Below are 24294 nucleotides of genomic sequence, written 5' to 3'. Positions count from 1 at the left end.
AAAGACACTGGCGGCTGTCTCACTATGCACTTATGCCGTGTGGGGTGGGTCACATGCGTCATCCCTTACGGCGGCGTGCGGCAGCCATCCGCGTGAACACGTACGGGCACGTCGTTCTGCCGCCGCGCCGTGCGATCGCGTTGGGCCTGGACCTGCTGACCGTGTCCGTCGGCGCCAGGCATCGGGAACGCAAGCCGACGGGATGCGCCCCGGTCCGGTGCCGGATGTTCCGGGACCGGACCGGGGGCGCCCAAATCGCCTCCGCTGTACGGAAGTTAACCAAGAGCGTTCCAGAACGCGCAGTGGTGGCGGGTCAGCGTCGTGTCGGTGGGGGCGATGTGGTCGGGCACCAGCGACAGGACCGTCTGCCTCGACCAGTGCGGTGACGACGGCCCGTTCGGGTCGGCGGTGCCGGCGAAGCGGGTCCAGTAGTCGATCATGGTGTTGGCCAGGCGATGCTGTGCCGCGGTGAGCTCGCGGGGGCGGCCGCCCAGGTCGAACAGGTAGGGGAGTTCGCTCGCGTGCGGTGCGCCGAGCGGGAACGGTGGAGTGCCCGACGTGAGCGGCGGGGCGTTCTCGTCGGCGAACTCGTAGCGCCATACGGGGGCTTGGGTGGCGAGGAGGTCGTCGGTGCGTGCCGTCGGGCAGGCGAAGTCGGCGTCTCCGATGACCGCTCCGAACACGGGACCCCCGTCCGTGCGGTGCACCGGGTACTCGGCGACGATCGCCTTCGCCTGCCCCGGTGAGGGGAAGAAGGCGGCCACGACGTCGGGCCAGGTGTCGGGAGTGACAGGGTTGCCGGCCTGGATGATGCCGGCGGCCCAGCCGTTGCCTTCGTCGTGGTTGTTGCCGATGAGGACGGGGACGTGGTGGTAGCGGCCGGAGGCGATCGCCGCCGCGGGGTCACTGGGCAGCAACGGGGTTGCGTAGGAAGGCTGTTGGTCGGTGTCCTGGTCCGTGAGGAGACGGGAGACGTCCACGCGCCGCAGGCAGGCCAGGACATCGCGGGCGGAGCCGCAGCCCACCTTCGCCGCGAGGTCCGCGCCCGTGGCGCGCGCCGTCGACAGGGGGACGGAGGACGGCGCGAACGGACGGTCGGGGCGGCCGGTGCAGGGGCCGCTCTCGATGATGGCCCGGTCGAAGAGCCCTGCGGCGGCGGGGGAGGCGAGTTGGGCACAGACGCTGTAGCCGCCCGCCGACTCACCGGCCAGCGTCACGTTGTGCGCGTCGCCCCCGAAGACGCCGATCTGAGCACGGACCCAGCGCAGCGCGGCCTGCTGGTCGGCCAGGCCGAAGGTGCCGGAGCCGGGAAGCCCGCTGTGCGCGAGGAAACCGAGGGCTCCGAGGCGGTAGTTGACGGTGACGACCACGACATCGCCGCGCGTGGCCATGCGGTGGGCGTCGTACGAGGCACCCGCACCGGTGGTGAAGCCGCCGCCGTGCAGCCACACGATCACCGGCCGGGGGCGAGACGGTCCCGCGCCGTCGGGCGTGGTGACGTTGAGATGGAGACAGTCCTCGTCGGTGCTGCCGCCGGGCACCTCGCCGGCCGGCTGTGGGCAGGCGCTCGCGGGCCGGGTCGCGTCCCGTACGCCGGACCAGGGGGCCGCCGGCCGGGGTGGCGCCCAGCGCAGATCACCGACCGGGGGAGCGGCGTAGGGGATGCCCTCGAAGTTGCGGTAGCCGTCGTGCACGGCGCCCCGTACCGGGCCGTTGTACGTGGCGACAGTGGCGGCGGGTGGGTCGGGCTTCGCCGGTGGTGCCGGGGACCAGGCCGTCGTGAGGACGGCGGTCAGGGCGCAGCCCAGGGTGGTGGTCAGGATGCGGTGCATGGTCATCTTCTCCCCGTTCGGTCAACTGCCGCCCATGCCGCCCCGTGCGGCGATCATGGTCATCGGCAGGGTCCGTACTGCCTTCTCCAGGCCGGGCGCGAGCGCGGCGAGTCGCCCTGTGCAGGCGTCGATACGAGCCCGGTGGGTCTTCTGGTCCTGCCGTGACACGACCGAGCGGATGCCACCGACCGAGGCCAGCGCCAGTAGCGCGGCGTCGGCGTCGGGGATGTCCCGCACAGGTCCGTCGCCGTGCAGCGCCGTGGACGCGCGGGCGCGGAGAGCGGCGGGCACGGCGGGGTCCGTCACGGTCAGCCGCCGTTTGCCGAATCCCGTGCGGGACGTCCGCACGGTGAGGAGTCCCGCTGTCGCGAGCCCGTCCTCCACCTGCGTCAGAGTCCGCCTGCGATGCCGGCGGACGAGAGCCTTCCAGCCATGCCCGGCGGCGTCCCGCAGAACGCCGTCCAGGACGGGGTCGCCGATCGGTTCCGTGCCGGACGCGGCGACCGCGCCGCCCTCCTCGTTCAGCCGGCCGCGCAAGGCGAGGTCGACGAGGGCGGCGGCACGGACGAGAAACTCCGTCCGGGAACGGTCGTAGGGGCCCTCGGCGGCTTCGTCGTGGGCGAGCAGATACATGAGGAAGGCCAGGTCGTCGGTCACACTTCGACGCTACGGTCGGGTGGCCCGGCTGCGGATCGGCCGGAGGAGTGGACCGCCACTGGGAACGGGGGAGGACTGGCGCCCGGCCTCATCCTTGAGGAGGAGGCGGGACTCGCTCAGGAGGGGCGCGGTCGTACGAGGCCGTGGTCGTATGCGGCGACGACGGCCTGGACGCGATCGCGCAGGCCCAGTTTGCGCAGCACCGCGGTGACATGGTTCTTGACGGTGGATTCGGACAGACCGAGCCGCTGGGCGATCTCCGCGTTCGACAGTGCCTGCCCGATCAGGGTGAGCACCTCCCGCTCGCGGCCGGAGAGGTCCCGCAGGGGTGGCGGCGGCGCCGGGTCGGGTGTGGTGCGCAGGAACCGGTCGAGGACCCGGCTCAGTACGGTCGGCGCCAGCAACGCGTCGCCTCGCGCGGTGAGGCGGATCGCGTCGACGAGTTCGGTGGGGCGGATGTCCTTCAGGAGGAAGCCGCTCGCCCCGGCCCGCAGGGCGGCGACCACGTGCGTGTCCACGTCCCAGGTGGTCAGCACGAGCACCCGGGCCGGACTCCCACACTCCGCGATCTGCCGGGTCGCCTCGATGCCGTCCACGACGGGCATGCGGACGTCCATCAGCACGACATCGGGCGACAGTTCACGCGTCAGCCGCACCGCCTCCTGACCGTCGGACGCCTCGCCGACCACTTCGAGATCGTCCCGGGCGTCGATGATCATGCGGAATCCGGTACGGACCAGAGCCTGGTCGTCGGCCACCACCACGCGCAGCGTCATCGCGCGCCCTCCGTCGGCAGCCGCGCCGCCACCTCGAACCCGCCGTCCCGCAGCGGACCGGAGCGCAGACTGCCGCCCACGAGCCGGGCCCGCTCCTTCATCCCCACCAGACCACGTCCCGCGCCCACCGAGGTCGAACGGCCGGACGGCGTACGGCCGTTGTCGACCACGCGGACGTTCACGCACTCCTCCGCGGCCGTCAGGCACACCCGCACCTCGGTGGCACCGGACGCGTGGCGCAGCGTGTTGGTGAGGGCCTCCTGGACGATCCGGTACGCGGCCAGGTCCACCGCGGCCGGCAGCCCCTCGGTGGTTCCCTCGCGGTGCAGGTGCACGGTCATCCCCGTCGCTCGTACGGTGTCGGCCAGTTCGTCCAGGCGCGCGAGTGAGGGCGCGGGCTCCCACAGTTCCTCGGCCCCCTCCTCGTGCGTGTCGGGTCGGAACGCCCGTAGCAGCAGGCGCAGTTCACCGAGCGCCGAGCGGGCGCCGGTCTCGATGGCCCGCAGCGCCTGACGTGCCTGTTCGGGGCGTTCGGTGAACACGTCGTCGGCGGCACTCGCCTGCACCACCATCACCGACAGGGTGTGCGCCACGACGTCGTGCACCTCGCGCGCGATCCGCGCCCGCTCCTCCACCACGGCCCGGCGCGTCTCCGCCCTCGTCCGTGCCTGCTGCGCCCTGCGCCACTGTCCTGCGGTCCACGCGAGGACCACGGTCAACAGATAGACCGCCAACCCCGTGACGCCGCCCACCCAGTGCGCCAACACCGCGGGCAGGCACATCACCACCAGCGCCCGTACGGAGACCCGCCGCGGCCTGGTGGCCGACAGCACGCACAAGGTGAACTGCGCCGCGAGCAGCGCCCCCGTCAAGGTCACCGCGGGCAGCAGCGCCCATACCGCAAGCCCCGTCGCCGCGTTCGCGGCCAGCACGGCGATCGGGGCGCGCACCTGCCACCTGAGGGCGTAGACCTGCGAGAGGACCAGAGCGACGGCCACGGGCAGTCGCCGGCCGTGCTCCGAGCCGGCGACGAGCACCGAGGCGCCGAGGACACAGAGCACCCCGCCGGCCGTCCCCCACCACAGGGCACGGGCCACCCGGGGTGACAACTCGTCCTGGGCCGCCGAGTCCTCCGGCTGTCTACTGCTGCGGGTCACGTTCCGACCCTATCCAGGAGGAACACCTGGGCGGCGGCGACCGCGCTCCACACCGGCTCACCCACCGGCGCCCGGTACGCGTCGGCCGCCGCTGCGGGACGCGTTTCTACGGAACCGCGGTCCTCGGCGCCGCGACCGAACCGCGCGGCTTCGCCGCCGGGGCCAGGACCTTGCGGCGGCTGAGCTTGTCCTCGTCGATCGCCTTGACCGTGCGCTTGACCACCAGGTCCACCAGCAGCTCCGCGGGCCAGCGGTAACTGGACAGCGGGGGCGTCAGCAACCGCGACAGCGGGTGGTCGTCGTAGCCCATGACCGAGACGTCCTCGGGGACTTCGAGTCCCAGTTCCCGGGCTCCGGCGTAGACGCCGTAGGCCATCGAGTCGGCCAGGCACAGGAAGGCGGTCGGCGGATTGGCCGAGCTGAGGACGGTCCGTGCCACCGCGGTGGCGCCGTCCAGGTCGTGCGGGGAGGGGTGGAGGGTGACGTCAAGACCGAGGTTCTGCGCGACCTTGTGGGCGATCGCCTCGGCCGGGCGGTCCGGGGTGGTGGGGCGGCTCGGGGTCATGACCGCGATCCTGCGGTGGCCGCAGTCGACGAGCCGGTGGAGGGCGTCGGTGACCCCGGCCTCGTTGTCGAAGACGACCTCCGCGGCGGTGGCCGCGCCGGGCAGGCCGTCGCCGATGGACGTCAGTACCGTCCGGCGGGCGACTTCCTTCCAGTGCGCGGCGGCCGGGTCCACCGGCAGCACGATCAACGCGTCCACCCGCTGGTCGGCCAGCTGGGAGGCGAGGGTGGCCTCGAGCTCGGGGTCGTTCGAGGCGTCGACGATCAGGGCGTGCCGGCCGACCCCGAGGAACCTGCGGCCCAGCGCGGCGGCGATGTCCTGCTGCCAGACGTCGGCGAGCGACCCGCAGAGCACCCCGACATATCCCGTGCGGCCCGAGGCCAGGGCGCGGGCGATCGGGTCGGCCTGGTAACCGAGCCGGTCGGCCACCTCGCGGACGCGTCGCTGGGTCTCGGGCGGTACCTGAAGACCGCGCAGCGCGTATGACACCGCGGCGGCGGAGAGCCCGGTCTCCTCCGCGATGTCGCGCAGGGTGATCCGCCGCGGCTGTTTTGGCACCTGGTCAGTGTAACGACTCGATGAATTGGGGTGCCGCTGCTGCCGCTTGGGCCCGGAGTGGCCTCCGGGCACGCATTGACACCGGATCAGCTTAAGCGCTTCACTGGAGCGCATCACTGAACCGCTTAAGTCAAGAGGTGGTATGTGCGAACGCGGTGCGACCGACATCCACCAGCACCTGTGGCCAGAGGCCGTCGTCGAGCAGTTGCGGATCCGTACGCGTCCGCCCCGTCTCGACGGCTGGACATTGCGCCTGTCCGGTGAACCGCCCATCGCGGTACGGCCGGAGGACCACGACCCGCTGCGTCGCGCCCGTCTGGATCCCGGTCTTCGGCGCATCGCCGTCTCGCTCTCCGGCTCCCTGGGGATCGAACACCTACCGCCCGGCGAAGCCGCTCCACTTCTGGACGCTTGGCACCAAGGCGCCCGCGAACTACCCGACCCCTTTGTCGGGTGGGCCTCCGCGCACACGGCCGAACCCGACCACGACGGCCTGACCGCACTGCTCGACGACCGGCTGATCGGGCTCCAACTCCCGGCGACCGCGCTGGCCACACCGACAGCCCTGGAGAAGCTCGCCCCCCTGCTGGCCGTCGCCGAGGCCGCCGGGAAGCCGGTGTTCGTACACCCCGGTCCGCGCCCGCCGTCGGAGGAACCGACACCACCGTGGTGGCCGACGGTCGTCGGACATGTCGGTCAGCTCCATGCCGCGTGGTGGTCCTGGTACACGGCCGGACGCGCGCTCCTGCCCCGGCTGCGGATCTGTTTCGCCGCCGCGGCCGGCCTGGCACCCGTCCACCACGAGCGCTTCACGCTGCGCGGCGGCGGCCGACTCCGGCTCGACCCGTGCGTCTTCGTCGACACCTCGTCCTACGGCCGCCAGGCGCTGGACGCGGTGGCTCGCGTCCTGGGCATCGACGCCCTGGTACTGGGCAGCGACCGGCCCTGCGCCGCCCCGGGCGCCCCCGAACTCGGCGCTGCGGCGGACCACGCCGTACGTGTCAGCAATCCATGCCACCTGCTCGAAGGAGTACGACCGTGACCGCACCGCTACCGTCTCCCGACCTCGGCACCGCCGCCGCCCGCGACGCCGAGCCGTGGCACCGGGTGCGGGCGGCCGTCACCCTCGACGCGCTGCCGGGCCGGGACCTGGACAAGCGGGAGCTGCTGGAGCTGGCCTCGTCGCTGGCCGCTGACCCCGACAGATGGCGAGAGCACGTCGCCTTCGACGACGACAGGCGGCACTATGTCTCGCTGTACCGCGACGCCCATGTCGATGTCTGGGTGCTGTGCTGGACCCCGCAGAACGACACCGGCTGGCACGATCACGATATTTCGTCCGGAGCCGTGGCGGTCGCCCAGGGAGCACTCGTCGAACACAATCTGGCTGTCGGCGTACCGAGCCTGGCGACCGAGGTCCCGGCCGGACAGGTCTTCTGCTTCGGCCCGGACCACATCCACCGGCTCACCGGCCGCGATGCCGGCAGCGTGTCGATCCACACCTACTCCCCGCCGCTGTGGCGGATGGGCCAGTACACGGTCGCCCGCAACGGGATCCTCCGTCGCACCTCGGTCTCCTACGCCGACGAGCTGCGTCCGCTGGACGACATGATCTGACGCGTCACCGCTGGTCAGGCGGTCTCTGGTGGCTGCCAGGTGGCCCGGACCAGTGCCTGGTCGGTGCCGGCCAAATGGACGGCCGCGGCGAGCCAGGCATGTGCGTACGCGTCCGGGTGGGCCTCCTCGGCGCGGCCGAGGACATCGCGGCCGCGCCGGTCCGCCTCCGATGCCAGGGTGTGCGAAAGGTCCGCGGCGGTCCGGCATCCGGCACGCCGCAGCGCCGCTACGGCCCCGGCCTGGTCGCCGTTGGGCGCGGGCTCGGCGGCGGCACTGCGGCCGGCGGACACGGCGACCTCGACCAGGCCCCGCAGCCGCCACAACGGCGCCTTGGCCACCGGGTCCGACGGGTTGTGCGGGGGGTCCGGCCGGCTCCGGCAGCGCGTCGGCGGGCGGGAGATGGCCGCCCTCGATGCGGTCGTAGCCGAGATCGGCATGGTCGAGCCACTCCGCCGGCACCCGCAGGGCCGCCGTACTCCCGTCCGGCACCGGGCAGAGGGCAAGGGGCCGGAGCGTGGCCGCGCGATCGGGGTCGAGGCGGCCGACGACGCGCAGCCGAAGTCCGGGGCGGGACGCCGGCCGTCGAAGGTTCGCGGTGCGAGCGAGGTCGGGGTGGCTGTTGGACGGCAGCAAGCGGATCAGGAGACCGTCCGTGTCCGCCCGGCCAGCCGTCAACTCCCTTGCGAGCAACTGGCCGTGACGGAGCCTTCTATCGGGGACCGCCGTCAGAGACGGAGGACGATCAGGGCCGTGTCGTCGGTGTTGCCCTCGGCGGGGAGCAGGTCGGCGAGGAGCGCGTCGGCCAGCGCCTCGGGTTCCGCGTGCCGGTGCTCGGCGAGAGAGTCGGCGAGGCGGGCCAGGCCGCGGTCGATGTCCTCCGTACGACGTTCGATCAGTCCGTCGGTGTACAGCACGAGGGTGGCGCCCTCGGCGAAGGGGACGCTCGTCTCGGGCCGGCCGACATGCTCGGGCCTGGCGCCCAGGGGCGGGTCGGTGGCCTGGTCGAGGAAGGTCACCGTGCCGTCGGGATCGAGCAGGGCCGGGGGAGGATGGCCCGCGCAACTGTAGGTGATGGTGTGGTCGTCCCAGTCGATGTACGTCGTCACCGCGGTCGCCGACTCGGCGCCCTCGACGAAACGCGCGTACAGACCGAGGGCCTCAAGGGCGGAGCCCGGCCCGTCGGCGACCCGGCAGGCCGCGCTCAGGGCGCTGCGCAGTTGCCCCATGGCACAGGCCGCCGCCAGACCGTGCCCGACGACGTCACCGACCGCGACCGCCATTCCGCCGTCGGGCAGATCGACCAGGTCGTACCAGTCGCCGCAGACGTTCAGGGCACCCACGGCGGGCTGGTAGCGGACCGCCGCCCGGTGGTCGCTCACGGGCCGCGGCGGGGGCAGCATCGCGGCTTGCAGGGTCAGAGCCACCTCGCGCTCATGGGCGTGCGCCTTGCGCAGCCGCTCGTTGACCTCCTGCAGCTCACGCGCCCGGGTGTACAGCTCGGCCTCCAGGACCCGGGCCCGCCTGTCGTCGGCCTGGCCGCCGAAGGCCCGGATGAACTCGGTGACCTCCTCCACCCGGTGGACGATCAGCGTCACCTCGCCGTCCGGGCCGAGGACGGGCGCGTTGACCGGGCTCCAGAAGTGCTCCACCCATCGGCCGGATCCGTCGGGATCCTCGATGTCGTAGCGGAGCAGGGCCATGGTGTCGCGCTCGCCGGTCCTCGCCGCGCGCCGCATCGACTCCCGGGTCTCACGCATGCCGGCCGCCGCCGGATCCTTGGGGTTCTCGGGGAAGACGTCGAAGATGTAGCGCCCGATCAGCTCCTCGCGCTTGCGTCCCGACAGGCGCTCGAAATCCTCGTTGGCATCGACGTAGACGAGGTCGGGGGTGAGCAGTGCCACCATCCCGGGCAGGGCGTGGAAGACCGCCGCGTAGTCGATCTCCGGATCCTGCATGGCCTGCCCGCTTCGACGCCGAGGGTCACTGTGTCGTTCCACGATAGGAGGGATCTGGCCAGGAGGCCCGGAAACGGCTCTTTTCGGTACGACGAGCAGCGAGGATGCCGCCACCCGACTGCTGGGCCGGGCCGCCCGGGCAGCATCCCTGCCGCCAGATGGGGCGCCCCCGCGTAGGCGTGCCGGAAGGACAGCTTCTCGTCCCACTCCGTGTCGCACGCGGATTCGAATACCTGGGCGACGACGGCAACGCCGACCGCCAGCCGCCCGGAATCGAGCGACCGGTCGGCCGAACCGTTGGTCCGCACGAGGTAGAACGCCCACTCGCCTTCGGGAAGGCCGTGCCCGGAGCTTCGGGGTCGGGCGCGTCAGTACCGTACGTGATCGGCTTGGCAACGGCCTTGTTGACCAGGCCGTCACCGACGCGCTGCGGCCGGGCGGTTGGGCCCGGCCGCAGCGAACCTCGGTGCTTCTGTCAGGCGTCGCTCGCGGCGAGTGCGGCCAGTTCGCGGTCGACGGCCTCCTGGTGGGACTTGGCGTCCTCGCGGGCCTTCTTCGGGCTCCAGCGGCCGGCCATCACGAACACGAAGGGCAGGAAGAGGACTTGGCCGCCCACGCAGATCCACCACCAGGTGCGCCACTCTCCGGGGCCGTCCTTCGCGGCCTTCTGCACCTTCGTCCCGTACTCGTTGAGCACTTTGAGCTGCGGCTGGGCCTTCTGTACGACGGCCAGGTCGGCGGGGCCGACCTCCTTCACCGCTTGGGCGGCGAGGGCGGGGGGAGTGGTGGTGGGCGTGTACTTGCCCAGTTCGGCGAAGAGTTGGGGGTGGGCGCCGACGATGGCCAGCGCCGGGGCGGCCTGCTTCTGCGCGGTCGCCACCTCGGCGCCGTGTTCGACGAGCGGGGTGACCGAGGTGACGAGCACGGGGATGAACGCCGCCGACACGGCGACCACGATCCGTACGGTCCAGCCCCAGACCGCGAGACCGGCGGCGGTCGCGGCCGGGTTCCGCTTCTCCACGGTCTCGGTGAAGCTCGCCATCCACGGGGCGTAGGCGACTCCGCTGAACACGCCGATCGCGACGAAAAGCCAGGCGAACGTGTAGTAGCCGGTCGTCGGGTGGGTGGCCAGGGAGGCGAAGACCGCGGTCGCCGCGATGGCGCCGATCCCACCGACGATCATGAAGGGCTTGCGCACCAGCAGCCGGTCCGAGAGGAGGCCGGCCACGATCAGCGCGAGGGCGTTCGCGGCCCAGTACCAGTTGGCCAGGCCGTTGGTGCGCTGCTCGCTGTACCCGAAGGTGGTCGAGAAGTAGACGACGAAGTTGCCGACCGCGGAGTAGTAGAGCAGCAGGAAGACCGCGATCGCGAAGGCGGAGCCGAGGATGTCCAGGCGCAGCATCTGCCGCCACTCACCGCGCCGTAGCGCCTCCGTGTCCAGCCCCTTGGCCCGCGCCTCCACCAGGGCCCGGTCCCGCAGGCTCACCATGATCTGGTCGCGCAGCCCGGGCGCCAGCTCGCGCAGGGCGAACAGGGTCACGACGAACACGATCAGCCCGGCCGCTCCGGAGTAGCGCAGTTCGTCCTGCCAGGTGGCTGAGGAGAGCGTGTTGCTGGTCACCGAGGTGACGACCAGGCTGCCGATGACCGGGCCCATCGTCCAGTAGCCCATCGCGGTCGCGCGGCCGAGTTGCGGCGAGAAGTCTCTGATCAGGGCCGGGGTCGCGACGAGCACGATGCCCTCGATGAAGCTCACGACGGCGAACAGCACCAAGTACGTCGTCTTGCCGCCCGCGTTGGGCAGTCCGAAGAAGACCAGGAGCGCGGCGATGAGCAGTCCGTAGACCACGAGGTTCGCCCGCCCCCAGCGGTCCGCGAGGCCGGCCACGAGCGAGGCGAAGGCCCCGACCGCGTTGCCGACGACCGAGACCCACACGAAGTAGCGGTAGGTCATGTCGAAGTGCGTGATGATCGACGTCGCCACCGCGTACTGGATGTAGAGCATGTAGTAGAGCACGACGGTCGTGACCACCACGATCGCCAGGTACGACATGCGCCGCCCGGTGGCCGGATATGCCGTCAGTTCGCGGCGGTACAGCCGGGCGAGCGAGCCACGAGCACCGGCGCCGGGCGCGTCGGCGCCGTCGTCTCTCGTGTCGAATGGTGCGGAGGCGGAGGACATGCGACTCCTTGTGCAAAGGCCGGGGACGGTGTGGACGGCGGGAAAGTGGGGGTTCCTTCCGTTCGAGCGGAGGCTAGTACCGACTGGTCGGTATGGCTAGATGTGCGACACCGACTCGCATGTCCCGGTCAAACAAGGGCCCCCGTCGTCCAGGTGGCCTCGTCGTCCACGTGCCGTTGCCGTCGTGGACCGTTTCCTGACCGTGCGGCAGCGGCTCGGGGAGCCTCGCCCCGATGCGGGCACTGCGAGCCCACCTCGCGCGCCATTGCCCCAAGCTCGTGGAGACGCTCCAAGTCCTCGGCGCGGGAGGGCTGTTGTGTACGAGCGGTACTGGGTTGGCGACCCCGTCCAGATCGTCGCGGGCTATTGCCTGGGCCAAGACAAGACCGCCCGCCTCGAGCTCGTGGACGGATCGCTCGAACTGCCGTCCTCCGGCTGCCCGTTCCGACGTGTAGGAGCACCCTCGAACCGCAAGGCGGCTTCAGGCGGGCTGCGGGACGGTGACGGGCAGTCGGTCGGGCGGGTCGTAGGGCATGCGCTCAGCCGTCGATGGTCACCGGCACCAACTGCACCGGGGCGGCCCTTCATTGGGCACGGCGGTGACGGGTGTCGCTGCGGACATCTCGCGAAGGGAGTTCAGTCGGCGGTGCAGTGCTTCAAGAGGTCGGCGACGAGCGGGTCGACGACCCGGTAGCGCACCACTCGCCCTTCCTTCTCGCCCACCACGACACCGGCGGCGCGCAGCAGGCGCAGGGCCTGGGAGACGGCCGGGTCGTTCATGCCGGTCGCGACGGCGAGGTCCGAGACGGCGAGAGGGCCCGCCTGATTCAGGGCCAGCAGGAGAGCGAGGCGTCCGGGGTCGGCGAGCAGGGCGAACCGCTCGGCCCAGGCGCGGACGTGGTCGGGCTCTCCGATGGCGGCGATCGCGTCGCAGACCCGGTGGCCGTCGATGGTGCGGCGGTCGGCGCGTTCGGCGGGAACGAGATGCATACGGCCATCCTTGCAGGCCCCGGTATGTGATCTTGAATACCTGCGCAGGTACGCAGCTATGCAAGTGAGCGTCAGGGGCCCTACGGTGGGCGGGCCGTGGTGTTCGGGAAGTCGGTGCGAAGCCGACGCGGCCCTCGCCACTGTGATCAGGGAGTTCGTCGCCCACGTCCCGCAAGGGACAGCCACTGGCCGTCGTGAGACGGCCGGGAAGGCGGGCGGTGGACGTACGACCTGTCAGCCAGGAGACCGGCCACGGCACTCACGAAGTGATCCACGAGGTGCTGGAGCGTGACCGCATGACCCTGACCGAGAACAAGCCTGCCTCCTTCCGGTGGCGGCGCGAGGACACCGTCAAGACGATCGGGCTGATGGCGGTGATCGCCGCCCTGCACGTCGCCGCCTTCGGGATCCTCTTCCTGCTCGTCGTGCCCGGTCACTACGAGATCGGCTCCAAGGCATTCGGCATCGGACTCGGCGTCACCGCTTACACGTTGGGCATGCGCCACGCCTTCGACGCCGACCACATCGCGGCGATCGACAACACCACCCGCAAGCTGATGGCCGACGGCAAGCGGCCGGTGTCGGTCGGGTTCTGGTTCGCACTCGGGCACTCCAGTGTGGTGGTCGTGCTGGCCGCGCTGGTGGCCGGTGGGGCCGCCATCGCGGGCACGCTCGTGAACGACGACTCCAGTGCGCACCAGACGCTCGGCGTCGTCAGCACGACCGTCTCCGGTTCCTTCCTCTACGTCATCGCCGCGCTCAACCTCGTGGCCCTGCTGGGCATCCTGAAGGTGTTCCGGTCGATGCGGGCGGGAACGTACGACGAGGCGGAGCTCCAACAGCACCTGGATTCGCGGGGCTTCATGAACCGCATCCTCGGCCGGCTCACCAAGTCCATCACCCGGCCCGGCCAGATGTTCCCGATCGGCCTGCTCTTCGGGCTCGGCTTCGACACCGCGACCGAGGTCACGCTGATGGTGATGGCGGGTTCGGGCGCGGCGGCCGGCCTGCCCTGGTACGCGGTCCTCTGCCTGCCCCTGCTCTTCGCGGCCGGCATGAGTCTGTTCGACACGCTCGACGGCACGTTCATGAACTTCGCCTACCAGTGGGCGTTCTCGAACCCGGTCCGCAAGGTCTTCTACAACCTCACGATCACCGGCCTGTCCATCGCCGTCGCCTTCTTCATCGGCACCATCGAACTCGTCGGCGTCCTGCACGACAAGCTCGAGCTGACCGACGCCACCACGAACTGGATCTCCGGCCTCGACCTGGACAACGTCGGCTACGTCATCGTCGGCCTGTTCGTCGTGGTGTGGGCGGCGGCGCTGGCCTATTGGAGGCTGGCCAAGGTGGAACAGCGGTGGGCGAACCAGCTGGCTGAGGGCGACTGACACTCCGTGACCGAACCGCCGACGGGCCGGGAAGCATCGCCTCGATGCTTCCCGGCCCGTCGGTCGTCTGTCGTGCGTATCCGCCGTGCGGCTCAGGGCAGGGCGATGCCGTCCAGCTTGCCGGCCTTGGCGTCGTCGACCAGGTTGGAGCGCTGGTCCACGCTCATCTGGACGCGCTGGCCGAAGTTGTCGGTCAGGACGATCCGTTGTTCGGCGGGGGCGTTCGGGTCGACGAAGAGCTGCGGAGAACCGTAGTCGCAGTTGCCGCAGAACGTCGCGACGAGTTGCAGTCCGTTGGTGTCGGTCACGGCGCTCCACCTCCGTGGGCGTGGGGCCGCGCCGCCGGCGTTCGGGCCGGCGGTGGCGGGGACTGTCCCAGGAATGCCTGGCGCTAGTGCTCTGCCTGCGGAGGTTCACCGGGTTGGCAGTACTGTCCGCGCATGACGCAGTTCCCCTGCACTTCGGAAGCCCTCGTCGTCCGCACCGACTTCTCGGCAGACGATGCTTGGGACGCTCTGAGGGCGACCCTGTTCTCGCCGAGCAAGGAGGGCTTCTTGGCCAACGTTGCCTTTGTCGACAACCGGCGGTACGAGGGTTTGACGCCCGACCAGGCGCTCGACCTGATCCCCGCGGAATATCAGCATCCGCTTCTTGTCCTGGCGGACTTCATAGCTGTCGCCTCGGCGGAACAACCACTCCTCGTAGTGGACAGGCGGGGTGAACGTGGGCGTTGGATCCGCGTTGTGACAGCCGAGTTGTGGAGCATCGAGAACAACCTCTCGGGCGCGAACATGGACTTCGAGGAGTTCGTCGGCGCCGCCGATGACGACGGCGTGTTCCGAGGGTTTTGATTCACTGGCCGTCAGGCGGTGTCAGGCTGCGGGTGCTTGGGGTCGTCCGCCCCAGCGGATGCCCTTTTCGCTGCGGATACGGCCGCGTTCTCGGCGCTGGGTGGCGAGTACGTCGGGGAGGCGGGTGTGGGCGCTGCGCCAGCGCAGGTAGGCGTGCGGGGACCGGGTCTGCATGGTGTGGTGGGCGTGGTGGGAGTTGGCGATGGAGAAGTGCCCCAGCGGTCCGAAGTGCGCCTCGATGGGGTTGGCCCACGAGGTGTAGGTCGGGGTGAAGCGCAGCTCGACCTTGATGTGATCGGCGTCCACGTCGTAGACCTCCTACGAGTCGCCGCCGACCGACAGCAGGCTGAGCTGCAGGCGTTCGGCGACCCGATGCGCCTGTTCGTGCAGGCCCGCTCGGCGCAGGACCTGGGCGATCTGTTGGCCACAGCCGTCATATGCCAAGGAGCGGTGGAGCTGTCTGAGCCGTAGACGATCAGCATGCCCAAGTGGACGCCGTCCGCCTCCAGCGACAGGGCAGAGGGAACCGCGTCCGCGGCTTCACGAGCGAGCGGGCGGTCCGAAGAAGACGGCCGGTCCAGGTCGGTCCAGCCGCCCGCGCCGGCCGGAAGGCCGTTGTCCTCCGGCTGCAGGGGCGGTACCAGCCGTGCCGAGTACAGATAGAGCTCCGCCGCGGTGGCCCCCCAGCGCGGCCGACGCCACCTCGCTAACGGCGCGGGAACCTCCGCGAGGGTGATCGCGGCGGCCAGCAGCCGTGCCCGGTCCACCTCGGTGGCTCGGCGGAAGGCCACCTCCCGGTTCAGCGCCTCCACCTGCTGGCTGAGCACGACGAACCGGTCGGACGTCCCGGCCTTGACGAGATGCAGCTGCACGGCCGGCTGCGGGCCGTCCCACCAGGTGGCCCGTGCCCCGTGACAGCGGAAGCGCCCCGTGCGGCCGTCCATGTCCTTGAGGACCAGCGCGCCGGGCACGGGACTGCCGCTGCGCAGCCACCCAGCTGCTGACGCAGCGGCGGGGTGTCGTCGGACCGTAGATCGAACACGCCGGCGCCCGGGCGCAGCCGGTCGTCACAGCGGCTGGCAGCAGGTTTGGTGGCCAGCACGCGGCCGTCGGCCCCGCACCGCAGCACCGGATGGGGCAGCGGTCTGGTGCTGGCCCGGAAGAGGCCAGGGTCATGGAGCCACAGCCCGGTCGCCGAAGTACTCGCGGCCGCTCACCGCCTCGACGTCCACGTCGAAGACCAAGCGCACTACAACGCGGCAGCCCGCGTCGCCGCGGGCGATGGATTCCTCCGGGTCCACCTGCGCGTAGCCCAGGTTGCGGGCGGCGACGGTGCCGAAGACGTTGGCCGTCATCATGCACATCGACTCCGGCCCACGATCTGCGTGCCGACGGCCTGCCCCCACGAGACTGACGTAGCCGGACGCCTCCTCCAGGCCGATCACCGACTCCAGCGACGTCGCCAACTCGCGTACCAACGTCCGCAGGAACACGTCACGGTCCAGGGGAATCTCCACATCCGAAACCTGTTCCACGCCGGCTCCCTCGCGGGATGATCCTGCCCGCGCCCTTCAGCCCATCACCACCAGTCCCGTCGACAGGGGCGACCAACCGTTCACAGGATCAGCCCGCCACCCGACGGACACACATGGTTCATCAGGCAGGCAGGGGTAACCCGACAGACGACGGCGACCGGCTGTACGCAGCGTCAGCCGGCGGCAGACAGGACCGCCACCCAGGCTGGAGGAACCTCGTGAACGGCGAACCGACCATCCCATCCTGCGAGTCGCGTTTCCCCGCTGTCACGGCGAGCATCGCGGCCGCCCGGCACTGGGTCCGCGACTGCGTGGAAGGTTTCGGCGGCCCGCTGCACCAGCACCGGATGATCCAGACCGCCGAACTGCTCGTATCGGAAATGATCACCAACGCCATCCGCCACGGTGCCGGCCCACCACTGATCCGACTCACCTGGAACGGCCGGCTGCTACGCATCGCGGTCAGTGACTACAGCGATCGCTGGCCGCGCATGCGTGTCACGAAGAACACCGAGCCCGGCGGCTTCGGCATGCAGCTCCTCGAACGGCTCGCGCACCGCTGGGGTGTCACCCCGCGCCACCCCGGCAAAACTGTCTGGGCCGAACTCAGCCTCGCTCCCTGAGCCGGTCGCATGAGCGCTTGGCCGGACTGGGCGTCCGCGGTGCCTGACCGAGTATCGTGCAAGGTGATCGGTAGAGCCGCCGTGCGGCCGAGCCCGGGGAACTGGGGGCAAGAGCGTGGATGTCGTACCCGGCGTGGGCGGGCCTCTTGCCGTACCGCCACGTGGCGCGGTGCTGCAGATCAATCCGTTGCCTGACAGTACGGGGCTGGGGGCGATAGGGGAGATCAGCATGAACACACGGTCCGTATGGCAGCAGGCGCTGAATCAGCTGGTCGAGCGTCGCACGGATGTGCTGCATGTGGATCTGTCCCGGGTGAGGTTCGTGGATGTGGCCGGTGTGACGGACCTGGCGGTCACTGCCCAGCGTCTGCCCGAGGGGCAGCGGATCGTGCTTCACCGACCACCGCCGCAGTTGCGACGCATCCTCAAGCTTTTCTGGCCCGACGTTGCCGCGATCGAGGTGGCTGCGTGATGAGCACAGCAACCTCGCACGAGCGGTTCGTCCACCCGGCTCTCTTCTACCGCGGCACAGACCAGTACATCGAGGGCACGGTTCCCTTCCTGCGGGAAGGGCTGGACGCCGGTGAGCCCGCGGCCGTCGCCGCTCCGCCGGATCGTCTGGAGCTGATCCGCGAGGGGCTGGGTGAGCGAGCAGCGGAGGTGCGCTTCATCGACATGACCCAGGCCGGCCGCAACCCCGGCCGCATCATTCCCAGCGTGCTGCGCAAGTTCGCCGACGCCCAGCCGAGCGCCCGCCGGGTCCGCATCATCGGCGAGCCGATCTGGCAGGGTCGTTCCGCCGTCGAGTACCCGGCGTGCGTCCAGCACGAGGCGCTGATCAACACCGCTTTCACCGGGCGGGCGGTAACCATCTTGTGCCCCTACGACGCCGGGCGGCTGGACAAGCAGGCCCTCAGCGACGCCCTGGCGACCCACCCGGTCGTCATCGACGCCGATGGCCAGACGCAATCCACCGCCTATGACCCCGAGCAGATCATCGCCCGCTACAACGAGCCACTGCTCGCCCCCTTCGAAGCCGCGGCCCGCCCGTTCGCCGCCCAGACACTGCCCGACACCCGCGACTTCGCCGTGTCCCAGGCGCGGGCCCTGGGCGTGTCCGGCGGGAGCCTGGGAGATCTGGAACTCGCTGTGGCGGAGCTGACCACCAACAGCGTCGTCCATGGCGCCGGCACGGGGACACTGCGGATCTGGGCCGAGAGCGGCCGGATCGTCTGCGAGGTCCACGACGGCGGACAGCTGACCGATCCGCTGGCCGGCCGCCGCCCGCCGAATCCCACGCAGCCCGGTGGCCGTGGACTCCTGCTCGTCCATGAGCTCGCCGACCTGGTCCGCGTCCACACCGGCCCCGATGGCACCACCGTTCGCTGCTACCTTCCCAGCTGACCACGCCGACCAGGTGGCGGGACCGCTCGACACAGCACAGGTATAGGTGCGGGGGGACGGGGTAGGCGCTGCGCTGTCGGCCGTTTTGCAGGCGGTAGCGGTCGGCTCGAACTTTGGGAGGGCACAGCATGGCGCTCATGAGCATTCCGGCGGCACTGGACGCACGAACCAGCGAGCTGCCGGAGGTCGCCGACCCCTCCCGGGTGACGCCCAAGGACGCTCGCCAGCTCTCCCGGCTCTTCTTCGAACAGCTGACGGTCCTGGAAGAGGGCACCCCCGAGTACAGCTACGCCCGCGGAACGCTGATCGAGATGAACATGTCCCTGGTCCGATACGCGGCCGGCCGTTTCCGCAGCCGTGGGGCGGAGGAGATGGAGGACATCGTCCAGGTCGGCATGATCGGCCTGATCAAGGCGATCGACCGGTTCGAGCTGACGCGCGAAGTGGAGTTCACTTCGTTCGCGATCCCCTACATCGTGGGCGAGATCAAGCGGTTCTTCCGCGACACCACCTGGGCCGTGCACGTGCCGCGCCGGCTCCAGGAAGCCCGCGTCGAACTCGCCCGCGCCACCGAGGAACTGCGAAGCCGGCTCGGCCGCACGCCAACGGTCCAGGAGCTGTCGGAGCTGATGAGCCTGTCCGAGGAAGAGGTGCGGGAGGCTCGTCTGGCCGCCAACGGCTACAGCTCCTCCTCCCTGGACGCCGCGATCGGCGGGAGCGAGGAGGGCGAGAGCGCCCTTCAGGACTTCATCGGTGCCGAAGACCAGGCGTTGGAACTGGTGGAGGACTTCCACACCCTCGCCCCGCTGCTCGCCGAACTCGATGAGCGGGACCGGCAGATCATCCACATGCGGTTCGTGGAAGAACTCACCCAGGCCCAGATCGGCGAACACCTGGGCGTGTCCCAGATGCATGTCTCCCGGCTCCTGTCACGGACCCTGAGCCGCCTGCGTGAGGGCATGCTCACCCATCGCTGAGGCCCCGGCAACGCGATGCCAGGTCCGCAGAGTCCGTCGGGCGGGTGCCGTCCAGACTGGGACGACCACGCTGCCGTCGAGGCGGGCGGCAGGAGTCGGTCCGATGACGGCGCGGACGAAATGTGGGTGACTCTGGGCCCAAGAGGACTACTCGACTATGTCTAAGAGATTCCCGATATGGATATCGCCCGCAGGAACAATGTCACCGTGACCGGCAACCCGCACGGGCGGACGGTTGTGTTGGCTCATGGCTTCGGCTGCGATCAGAATATGTGGCGGCTGACCCTGCCTGCGCTGGTCGAGGACTACCGGGTGGTGCTGTTCGACTACGTCGGCTCGGGTCGCTCGGATGCGGCCGCGTTCTCGCAGGACCGTTACGTCTCCCTGGCCGGTTACGCCCAGGACGTGGTGGAGGTGTGCGAGGCGCTTGATCTGCGCGACGCTGTGTTCGTCGGACATTCGGTCAGCGCGATGATCGGCGTGCTGGCGGTCGACAAGGCTCCGGAACGAATCGGGGCGCATGTGATGGTCGCCCCCTCTCCGCGCTACATCGACGACGACGGTTACCGGGGCGGGTTCAGCGCCGAGGACATCGACGAGCTGCTCGAGTCACTGGAGTCGAACTATCTGGGCTGGTCGGCGGCGATAGCGCCGGTGATCATGGGGAACGCGGACCGGCCCGAACTCGGCGAGGAGTTGAAGAACAGCTTCTGCGCCACCGACCCGGAGATGGCCCGTGTCTTCGCCCGGACCACGTTCCTGTCGGACTCGAGGGACGACCTGAAGAGCGTGAGCGTGCCCACCCTGGTGTTGGAGTGCACCCAGGACATGATCGCTCCCCGGGAGGTGGGTGCCTTCGTCCACGAGGCGATCCCCGGCTCGACGCTGGTCACACTGGATGCGACCGGGCACTGCCCGCACCTGTCCTCCCCCGAAGCCACCAACGAAGCGGTACGGAGCTTCCTGGCGGACTTGCGGTGATGTGCCGCAGCGGTCAGTACCCCGATCCACACGAGGCCGACCACGAGAAGTCCTCCAGCAGCGCGGCGTTCGCCGCGCTGCTGGAGGACAGCGCCGAGGAACTCTACGAGAGCGCACCGTGCGGATACCTGTCCACGCTCATGGACGGCACCATCGCGAGGGTCAACACCACGCTGCTGAACTGGCTCGGTCTGGACCGCGAGGGGGTGGTGGGCCGGATGCGGTTCACCGACCTGCTCACCGTGGGCGGCAAGCTGTACCACGAGACGCACTTCGCGCCATTGCTGCGCATGCAGGGCGAGATCAGCGGCATCGCCCTGGAGATCAAACGATCCGACGGCGCACGCGTGCCGGTGTTGATCTCCTCCGTGATCAAGCACGGCACCACCGGCGAGCCCCTGCTGATCCGCACCACCGTCTTCGACGCCCGGGACCGCCGCGCCTACGAAGCCGAACTCCTGCGCAGCCGTAAGGCCGCCGAAGAAGCACGCAAACAGGCGGAGGCCGACCGAGCCCGGCTGCAGGACGCCCTTGCGGTGCTCCAGCAGTCCCTGCTGCCAGACACCCTGCCGGTGGTACCAGGGATGGAGACGGCCGCCTACTACCACACCGCCTCTCCGGATCGGCTCGGCGGCGACTTCTACGACGTCTTCCCCATCGACGGCAAACGCTTCGGCTTCTTCCTCGGTGATGTGTGCGGCAAGGGGCCCCAGGCGGCGGCAATCACCTCACTCACCCGCTACACCCTGCGCGCCGCCGCCCTGCACGACCCCGACCCCGTCTCCGCCCTAACCATCCTCAACAAGGTGCTCCACGAGCGGTACACAAGCGGCAGCAATGACCCGCGTTACTGCACCGCGGTCTTCGGCACCGTCGAACCGGACTCCGATATCGGCCAGGTCGCCGTCCACCTGGCCTCGGGCGGCCACCCTCCGGTCATCATCGCGCGAGCCGACGGCACCGCCGACTTCCTGCCCACCCCCGGTGGTCTCCTTGTCGGTGTCCTGCCCACCGCCCGCTTCACCGCCGCCACGACCGCGCTCGCCCCCGGCGACACCCTTCTGCTCTACACCGACGGCCTCACCGAAGCCCGCACCGGCGAAGACCGCACCAGCCTGTACGGGGACGAGGCCCTCCTCGCCTTCGCCGCCGAACACGCCGGCAAGCCCCCGCCCGCTGTGATCCAGGCCCTGGCCGACCTGCTGCACAGCTTCGGCGAGGGCCTCGACGACGATACGGCCCTGCTCGCCCTCGGCGTCCCAGCCCCCAACCCCCAGACGAGAAGCAGCCCATGAGCCCACTGAAGATCACCACCCGAGACGCTGCCACCGGTCCCGTACTGGAGATCTTCGGTGAGCTGAACTACGACAACGCCACCGAACTGCGTGATCTGATCCCCGCCCTCTCCCTCCGGCCGGGTCAGCGCCTCGTCCTGGACCTCGGCGGCATGGAATTCTGCGACTCCAGCGGGCTCAGCGCCCTGATCGCCGCCCACAACCACGCCCAGGCCGCCCAAGCGGACATCGCACTCGCTGCCGTACCCGCCCACACCCTGCGCACCTTGCGTATCGTCGGCCTCGACCAGATCTTCCCCATCGACCCCGACAGCGAGACCTGTCTACAGTCCTGAACGCGACCTCCACTCACCAGGCAGTGACGCCACAACTGAGCTGAACGGCGCACTGCGCTCGCACGGACGGCCGTTTCCCCCTGATCGGCAACCAGTCTTTTGCCGGTGGCTGGGCTGTGGAGCCCGCGCCGGAGGACCTTCGAATGTTCGGACGCGCCGCGCGGGGAGACGGGGGCGCAGTGTCGTGCAGTGGAAGGACGCCCCACTCAGCGTGTCCACCGGTGACCGAAGCCGTTTCCGGTTCTCAGCGGCCAGATGCGGCAACTCGCAGTGCGCTACGTCTCGTTCTGCGGCAGGGTCGCCAGGGGGGGCGACTACCTGTGGCCGAGCGGCCCCGCCGACCGGCCCTGGAACCGCCCGGTGGGCGGCTTTCGTGCGCCGCCCGGAGACGATCGGTCTGTGGTACCGCGAGTACGGCGTGCCTTTGCTTCACGCGCGCGGCGCGCTGGCTGGCTCGCGCGGCGCGTGCGGTTCGCCATTGTGCCAGGGTGCCGGTCGGCTCACAGGAAGCGCCGGATCGGGGTGACGGCGGCTTCCTTGGCGCGTTGCAGCACTGCCCGTCGTCTCCATCGAGTGAGCTCGATGCCCACGCTGTTGCGCAGGTCCGCCTCGTAGTCGCGGTCGAGGGAGGCAGTGAACTCCTCGTCCAGGACGGCGAGCATCACTTCTTCGTCGTGGTCCATGGACCGGCGGTTGAAATTGGTGGATCCGATGAGGGAGGCAACCGAGTCCACGGTGATGATCTTGGCGTGCATCATGGTCGGCTGGTACTGGCAGATGTGCACGCCGGCCTGCAGCAGACGCGTGTAGTGGTGTTGACCGGCGAGCTGGCAGGCGCGCTGGTCGGTGTGGGGGCCGGGCAGCAGGATCTCGACATGCACGCCGCGACGTGCGGTCTGGCACAGCAGGTCGATGAAGTAGGTGTCAGGGGCGAAGTAGGCGGTGGCCAGCCGGAAGCGTTCCTCGGCGGAGGTGAGCATGACCCGGATGAGGGTTTGCATGTCCTGCCAGCCGATGCTTGCGGAGCCGCGCACGACCTGCACCACCGACGAGCCGACCTGCGGGTGTTCCGTGAAACGGTCGCGGTCATCGAAGAGGTCGTCGTGACACTCGGCCCAGTTCTGCGCGAACGCGGCGGCGATGCCGTCCACGGCCGGTCCGCGCACCTGGACGTGGGTGTCGCGCCACTCGGCAGGGTTGCGGGCATTGCCGCTCCATTCCTCCGCGATGCCGACGCCGCCCGTAAAGGCGGTGTGTTCGTCGACGATGAGGGCCTTGCGGTGGCAACGGTGGTTCTGTTTGAACGGTGACAGCCACACGGGTTTGCGGAACCAGGCCACCTGCACGCCCGCGGCGCTCATGAGGTCCAGCAGCCGCCGCTCGATCTCCTTGGATCCGAAGCCGTCGAGCAGCAGTCGCACGCGCACTCCCGCGCGGGCGCGGTCGGCCAAAGTGACGGCGAAGTCGTGGGCGATCTGACCCCGCCAATACACGAACGTCATCATGTCGACGGTGTGCCGAGCCGAACGGACCGCCCCGAGCATCGCGGGGAAGATCTCATCACCGTTGCGCAGGGGCACCAGGTCATTGCCTTCGGTGGCGGCCACGCCGATCAGTCGCTCCAGGCGACGGCGTAGGCGCTGCTTGCGCGCCGCTGCGTCAGGCGCGGTGTCGCGCGCAGGGGGTGCCGGTATGCCGTCGATTATCATGCCGAATCTCCCACTGGACCATGAAGACAGAACGTCACGGGCCGCTGGGCGAGCCCGAACAACCACATTCCCGGTCGGCGCCGCGGCACTCCAGCAGTCTGCCTGGACCGAGCCCACCGACACCGCGACACCAGCCGCACGGTCTTCGCTGAGGATGCCACTCAGGCGATCAACGTCGCGTCGTCACGACGCTCGTTTGACGCTCCGGACGTCCGCAAGGGTGGTCAGTGCAAATCATGTGCAGGCGGCGACGACGCGCCACCGGTCACACCGGCCACGGCTGCGGATCAGCGGAGATTGCAAGGGGTACGGCGGCGGGCAGGTCCTGCGCGATGTGGATCTTATGTGTCTGCCGGGACGCTGGTGGGAGTCGTCGGCGAGCACGGGGCGGGGAAGAGCACTCTGCTGGAGATCGCCGCGGGACACGTCACACCGGACCGCGGAACGGTGACACGGACCGGGACGGTGGGGTACTACCCGCAACAGGCGGTACTGAACGACGCGTTCACCGTCGTACAGCATCTGCGGTTGTTGCAGGTGGCCTACCGGCTGCCGCCACTGGAGCGCGCCGACGAGCTGATGGAGCTGACCGGCTCCCGGCGACAGCAGGCCGGCGAACTCAGCGGCGGAACGCGACAGAAGCTGAACCTGCTGATCGCTCTCGTGGGCTTCTTCCTCATCATCATGCTCAGCCTGGCCGACACCGGCCTGCAGAGTCCCGTCTTCAAAAGCTCATGGATGTGACAGGCGTGTCCGCGCTTCTTCTGTACGGCGTGAACCAGCTGGCGCTGAGCTCAGCCCTCATCCCGCACATCCCCTTGCCCATGGCCTGCTCTCCCTCACCTGGTCCGCAGCGACCGGCGCCCTGGCGCTGCTCGTCCTCCACACGCACCGCCCTTCCCGC

At 70.0% G+C, this 24294-nt stretch carries 25 protein-coding genes, 1 pseudogene and 1 riboswitch; of the genes and pseudogenes, 12 read left to right on the top strand and 14 right to left on the bottom strand.

The genetic code is table 11. From position 1 onward, the window contains the following. Nucleotides 1–275: 275 nt before the first annotated feature. From ABZT04_RS39735 to ABZT04_RS39715, 5 genes are all read right to left on the bottom strand, one after another. Nucleotides 276–1838, bottom strand: coding sequence for a carboxylesterase family protein (locus tag ABZT04_RS39735; RefSeq protein WP_356063851.1), 1563 nt, complete (start codon nt 1836–1838; stop codon nt 276–278). A 15-nt stretch (nt 1839–1853) separates the two neighbouring features. Further along, the gene (locus ABZT04_RS39730; RefSeq protein WP_356063849.1) at nt 1854–2489 is read right to left on the bottom strand and encodes a GPP34 family phosphoprotein; all 636 of its coding nucleotides are present in this window, start codon (nt 2487–2489) and stop codon (nt 1854–1856) included. Nucleotides 2490–2605: 116 nt separating this feature from the next. After that, on the bottom strand, nt 2606–3265 hold the full coding sequence (locus ABZT04_RS39725; RefSeq protein WP_356063847.1) for a response regulator transcription factor: 660 nt from the start codon (nt 3263–3265) through the stop codon (nt 2606–2608). Then, nucleotides 3262–4422, bottom strand: a complete 1161-nt coding sequence (locus ABZT04_RS39720; protein ID WP_356063844.1) for a sensor histidine kinase — start codon at nt 4420–4422, stop codon at nt 3262–3264. Before ABZT04_RS39720 ends, ABZT04_RS39725 begins: the two co-directional genes overlap by 4 nt. Before the next feature lie 106 nt (nt 4423–4528). Beyond that, nucleotides 4529–5545, bottom strand: a complete 1017-nt coding sequence (locus ABZT04_RS39715; protein WP_356063842.1) for a LacI family DNA-binding transcriptional regulator — start codon at nt 5543–5545, stop codon at nt 4529–4531. 142 nt (nt 5546–5687) lie between these two features. On the opposite strand from ABZT04_RS39715, the gene ABZT04_RS39710 reads away from it, so the two are divergent. Then, on the top strand, nt 5688–6587 hold the full coding sequence (locus tag ABZT04_RS39710) for an amidohydrolase (RefSeq protein WP_356063840.1): 900 nt from the start codon (nt 5688–5690) through the stop codon (nt 6585–6587). Further along, the gene (locus tag ABZT04_RS39705; protein WP_356063838.1) at nt 6584–7162 is read left to right on the top strand and encodes a cysteine dioxygenase family protein; all 579 of its coding nucleotides are present in this window, start codon (nt 6584–6586) and stop codon (nt 7160–7162) included. The genes ABZT04_RS39710 and ABZT04_RS39705 overlap by 4 nt, the downstream gene beginning before the upstream one ends. Nucleotides 7163–7176: 14 nt before the next feature. Here ABZT04_RS39705 and ABZT04_RS39700 read toward each other — a convergent pair whose 3' ends face one another. From ABZT04_RS39700 to ABZT04_RS39685, 4 genes are all read right to left on the bottom strand, one after another. Then, complete coding sequence (locus ABZT04_RS39700) at nt 7177–7599, bottom strand: hypothetical protein (protein ID WP_356063835.1); 423 nt, start codon at nt 7597–7599, stop codon at nt 7177–7179. Between the two features lie 288 nt (nt 7600–7887). Continuing rightward, complete coding sequence (locus ABZT04_RS39695) at nt 7888–9117, bottom strand: SpoIIE family protein phosphatase (RefSeq protein ID WP_356063832.1); 1230 nt, start codon at nt 9115–9117, stop codon at nt 7888–7890. Between the two features lie 475 nt (nt 9118–9592). Then, entirely contained in the window at nt 9593–11299 is a 1707-nt protein-coding gene (locus tag ABZT04_RS39690) for an MFS transporter (protein WP_356063830.1), read from the bottom strand. A gap of 636 nt (nt 11300–11935) precedes the next feature. Then, nucleotides 11936–12289 (bottom strand): metalloregulator ArsR/SmtB family transcription factor, encoded by a 354-nt coding sequence (locus tag ABZT04_RS39685; protein ID WP_356063828.1) that lies wholly within the window; start codon nt 12287–12289, stop codon nt 11936–11938. 80 nt (nt 12290–12369) lie between these two features. Further along, a riboswitch (cobalamin riboswitch) is annotated at nt 12370–12559 on the top strand. A gap of 26 nt (nt 12560–12585) precedes the next feature. On the opposite strand from ABZT04_RS39685, the gene ABZT04_RS39680 reads away from it, so the two are divergent. After that, nucleotides 12586–13680 (top strand): HoxN/HupN/NixA family nickel/cobalt transporter, encoded by a 1095-nt coding sequence (locus ABZT04_RS39680; RefSeq protein ID WP_356063825.1) that lies wholly within the window; start codon nt 12586–12588, stop codon nt 13678–13680. 92 nt (nt 13681–13772) lie between these two features. Here the strand turns inward: ABZT04_RS39680 and ABZT04_RS39675 are convergent, their stop codons facing one another. Continuing rightward, entirely contained in the window at nt 13773–13988 is a 216-nt protein-coding gene (locus tag ABZT04_RS39675; RefSeq protein ID WP_356063823.1) for a hypothetical protein, read from the bottom strand. A gap of 132 nt (nt 13989–14120) precedes the next feature. Between ABZT04_RS39675 and ABZT04_RS39670 the strand changes: the two genes are divergently transcribed. Then, entirely contained in the window at nt 14121–14531 is a 411-nt protein-coding gene (locus ABZT04_RS39670; RefSeq protein WP_356063821.1) for a hypothetical protein, read from the top strand. Nucleotides 14532–14552: 21 nt separating this feature from the next. Here the strand turns inward: ABZT04_RS39670 and ABZT04_RS39665 are convergent. From ABZT04_RS39665 to ABZT04_RS39655, 3 genes and pseudogenes are all read right to left on the bottom strand, one after another. Next, nucleotides 14553–14819 (bottom strand): annotated as a pseudogene (locus ABZT04_RS39665) (IS630 family transposase); the annotation flags it as partial. A gap of 30 nt (nt 14820–14849) precedes the next feature. Further along, nucleotides 14850–14975 (bottom strand): hypothetical protein, encoded by a 126-nt coding sequence (locus ABZT04_RS39660; RefSeq protein ID WP_356063819.1) that lies wholly within the window; start codon nt 14973–14975, stop codon nt 14850–14852. 728 nt (nt 14976–15703) lie between these two features. Further along, complete coding sequence (locus ABZT04_RS39655; RefSeq protein ID WP_356063817.1) at nt 15704–16066, bottom strand: methanogen output domain 1-containing protein; 363 nt, start codon at nt 16064–16066, stop codon at nt 15704–15706. 218 nt (nt 16067–16284) lie between these two features. Between ABZT04_RS39655 and ABZT04_RS39650 the strand changes: the two genes are divergently transcribed. From ABZT04_RS39650 to ABZT04_RS39620, 7 genes are all read left to right on the top strand, one after another. Beyond that, entirely contained in the window at nt 16285–16689 is a 405-nt protein-coding gene (locus ABZT04_RS39650; protein ID WP_356063814.1) for an ATP-binding protein, read from the top strand. A gap of 115 nt (nt 16690–16804) precedes the next feature. Further along, the gene (locus ABZT04_RS39645) at nt 16805–17161 is read left to right on the top strand and encodes an STAS domain-containing protein (RefSeq protein WP_356063812.1); all 357 of its coding nucleotides are present in this window, start codon (nt 16805–16807) and stop codon (nt 17159–17161) included. After that, nucleotides 17161–18093, top strand: coding sequence for an anti-sigma factor RsbA family regulatory protein (locus ABZT04_RS39640; RefSeq protein WP_356063810.1), 933 nt, complete (start codon nt 17161–17163; stop codon nt 18091–18093). Before ABZT04_RS39645 ends, ABZT04_RS39640 begins: the two co-directional genes overlap by 1 nt. A gap of 128 nt (nt 18094–18221) precedes the next feature. After that, entirely contained in the window at nt 18222–19070 is an 849-nt protein-coding gene (locus ABZT04_RS39635) for an RNA polymerase sigma factor SigF (RefSeq protein WP_356063808.1), read from the top strand. A 177-nt stretch (nt 19071–19247) separates the two neighbouring features. Beyond that, nucleotides 19248–20051: an alpha/beta hydrolase gene (locus ABZT04_RS39630; RefSeq protein ID WP_356063806.1), complete on the top strand. Its 804-nt coding sequence runs from the start codon at nt 19248–19250 to the stop codon at nt 20049–20051. Further along, nucleotides 20051–21346 (top strand): SpoIIE family protein phosphatase, encoded by a 1296-nt coding sequence (locus ABZT04_RS39625; RefSeq protein ID WP_356063804.1) that lies wholly within the window; start codon nt 20051–20053, stop codon nt 21344–21346. The genes ABZT04_RS39630 and ABZT04_RS39625 overlap by 1 nt, the downstream gene beginning before the upstream one ends. Beyond that, entirely contained in the window at nt 21343–21681 is a 339-nt protein-coding gene (locus ABZT04_RS39620; protein WP_356063802.1) for an STAS domain-containing protein, read from the top strand. The genes ABZT04_RS39625 and ABZT04_RS39620 overlap by 4 nt, the downstream gene beginning before the upstream one ends. A gap of 500 nt (nt 21682–22181) precedes the next feature. On the opposite strand, the gene ABZT04_RS39615 is transcribed toward ABZT04_RS39620, so the two are convergent. Continuing rightward, nucleotides 22182–23390, bottom strand: coding sequence for a phospholipase D-like domain-containing protein (locus tag ABZT04_RS39615; RefSeq protein WP_356063877.1), 1209 nt, complete (start codon nt 23388–23390; stop codon nt 22182–22184). A gap of 345 nt (nt 23391–23735) precedes the next feature. Between ABZT04_RS39615 and ABZT04_RS39610 the strand changes: the two genes are divergently transcribed. Next, the gene (locus ABZT04_RS39610) at nt 23736–24134 is read left to right on the top strand and encodes an ATP-binding cassette domain-containing protein (RefSeq protein ID WP_356063799.1); all 399 of its coding nucleotides are present in this window, start codon (nt 23736–23738) and stop codon (nt 24132–24134) included. Nucleotides 24135–24294: the final 160 nt, after the last annotated feature.

Source organism: Streptomyces sp. NPDC005492 (genome assembly GCF_040605995.1).
Lineage (GTDB): Bacteria > Actinomycetota > Actinomycetes > Streptomycetales > Streptomycetaceae > Streptomyces.
The sequence above is the reverse complement of the archived record's forward strand: the minus strand, read 5'-3'. Positions and strand labels throughout refer to the sequence as shown.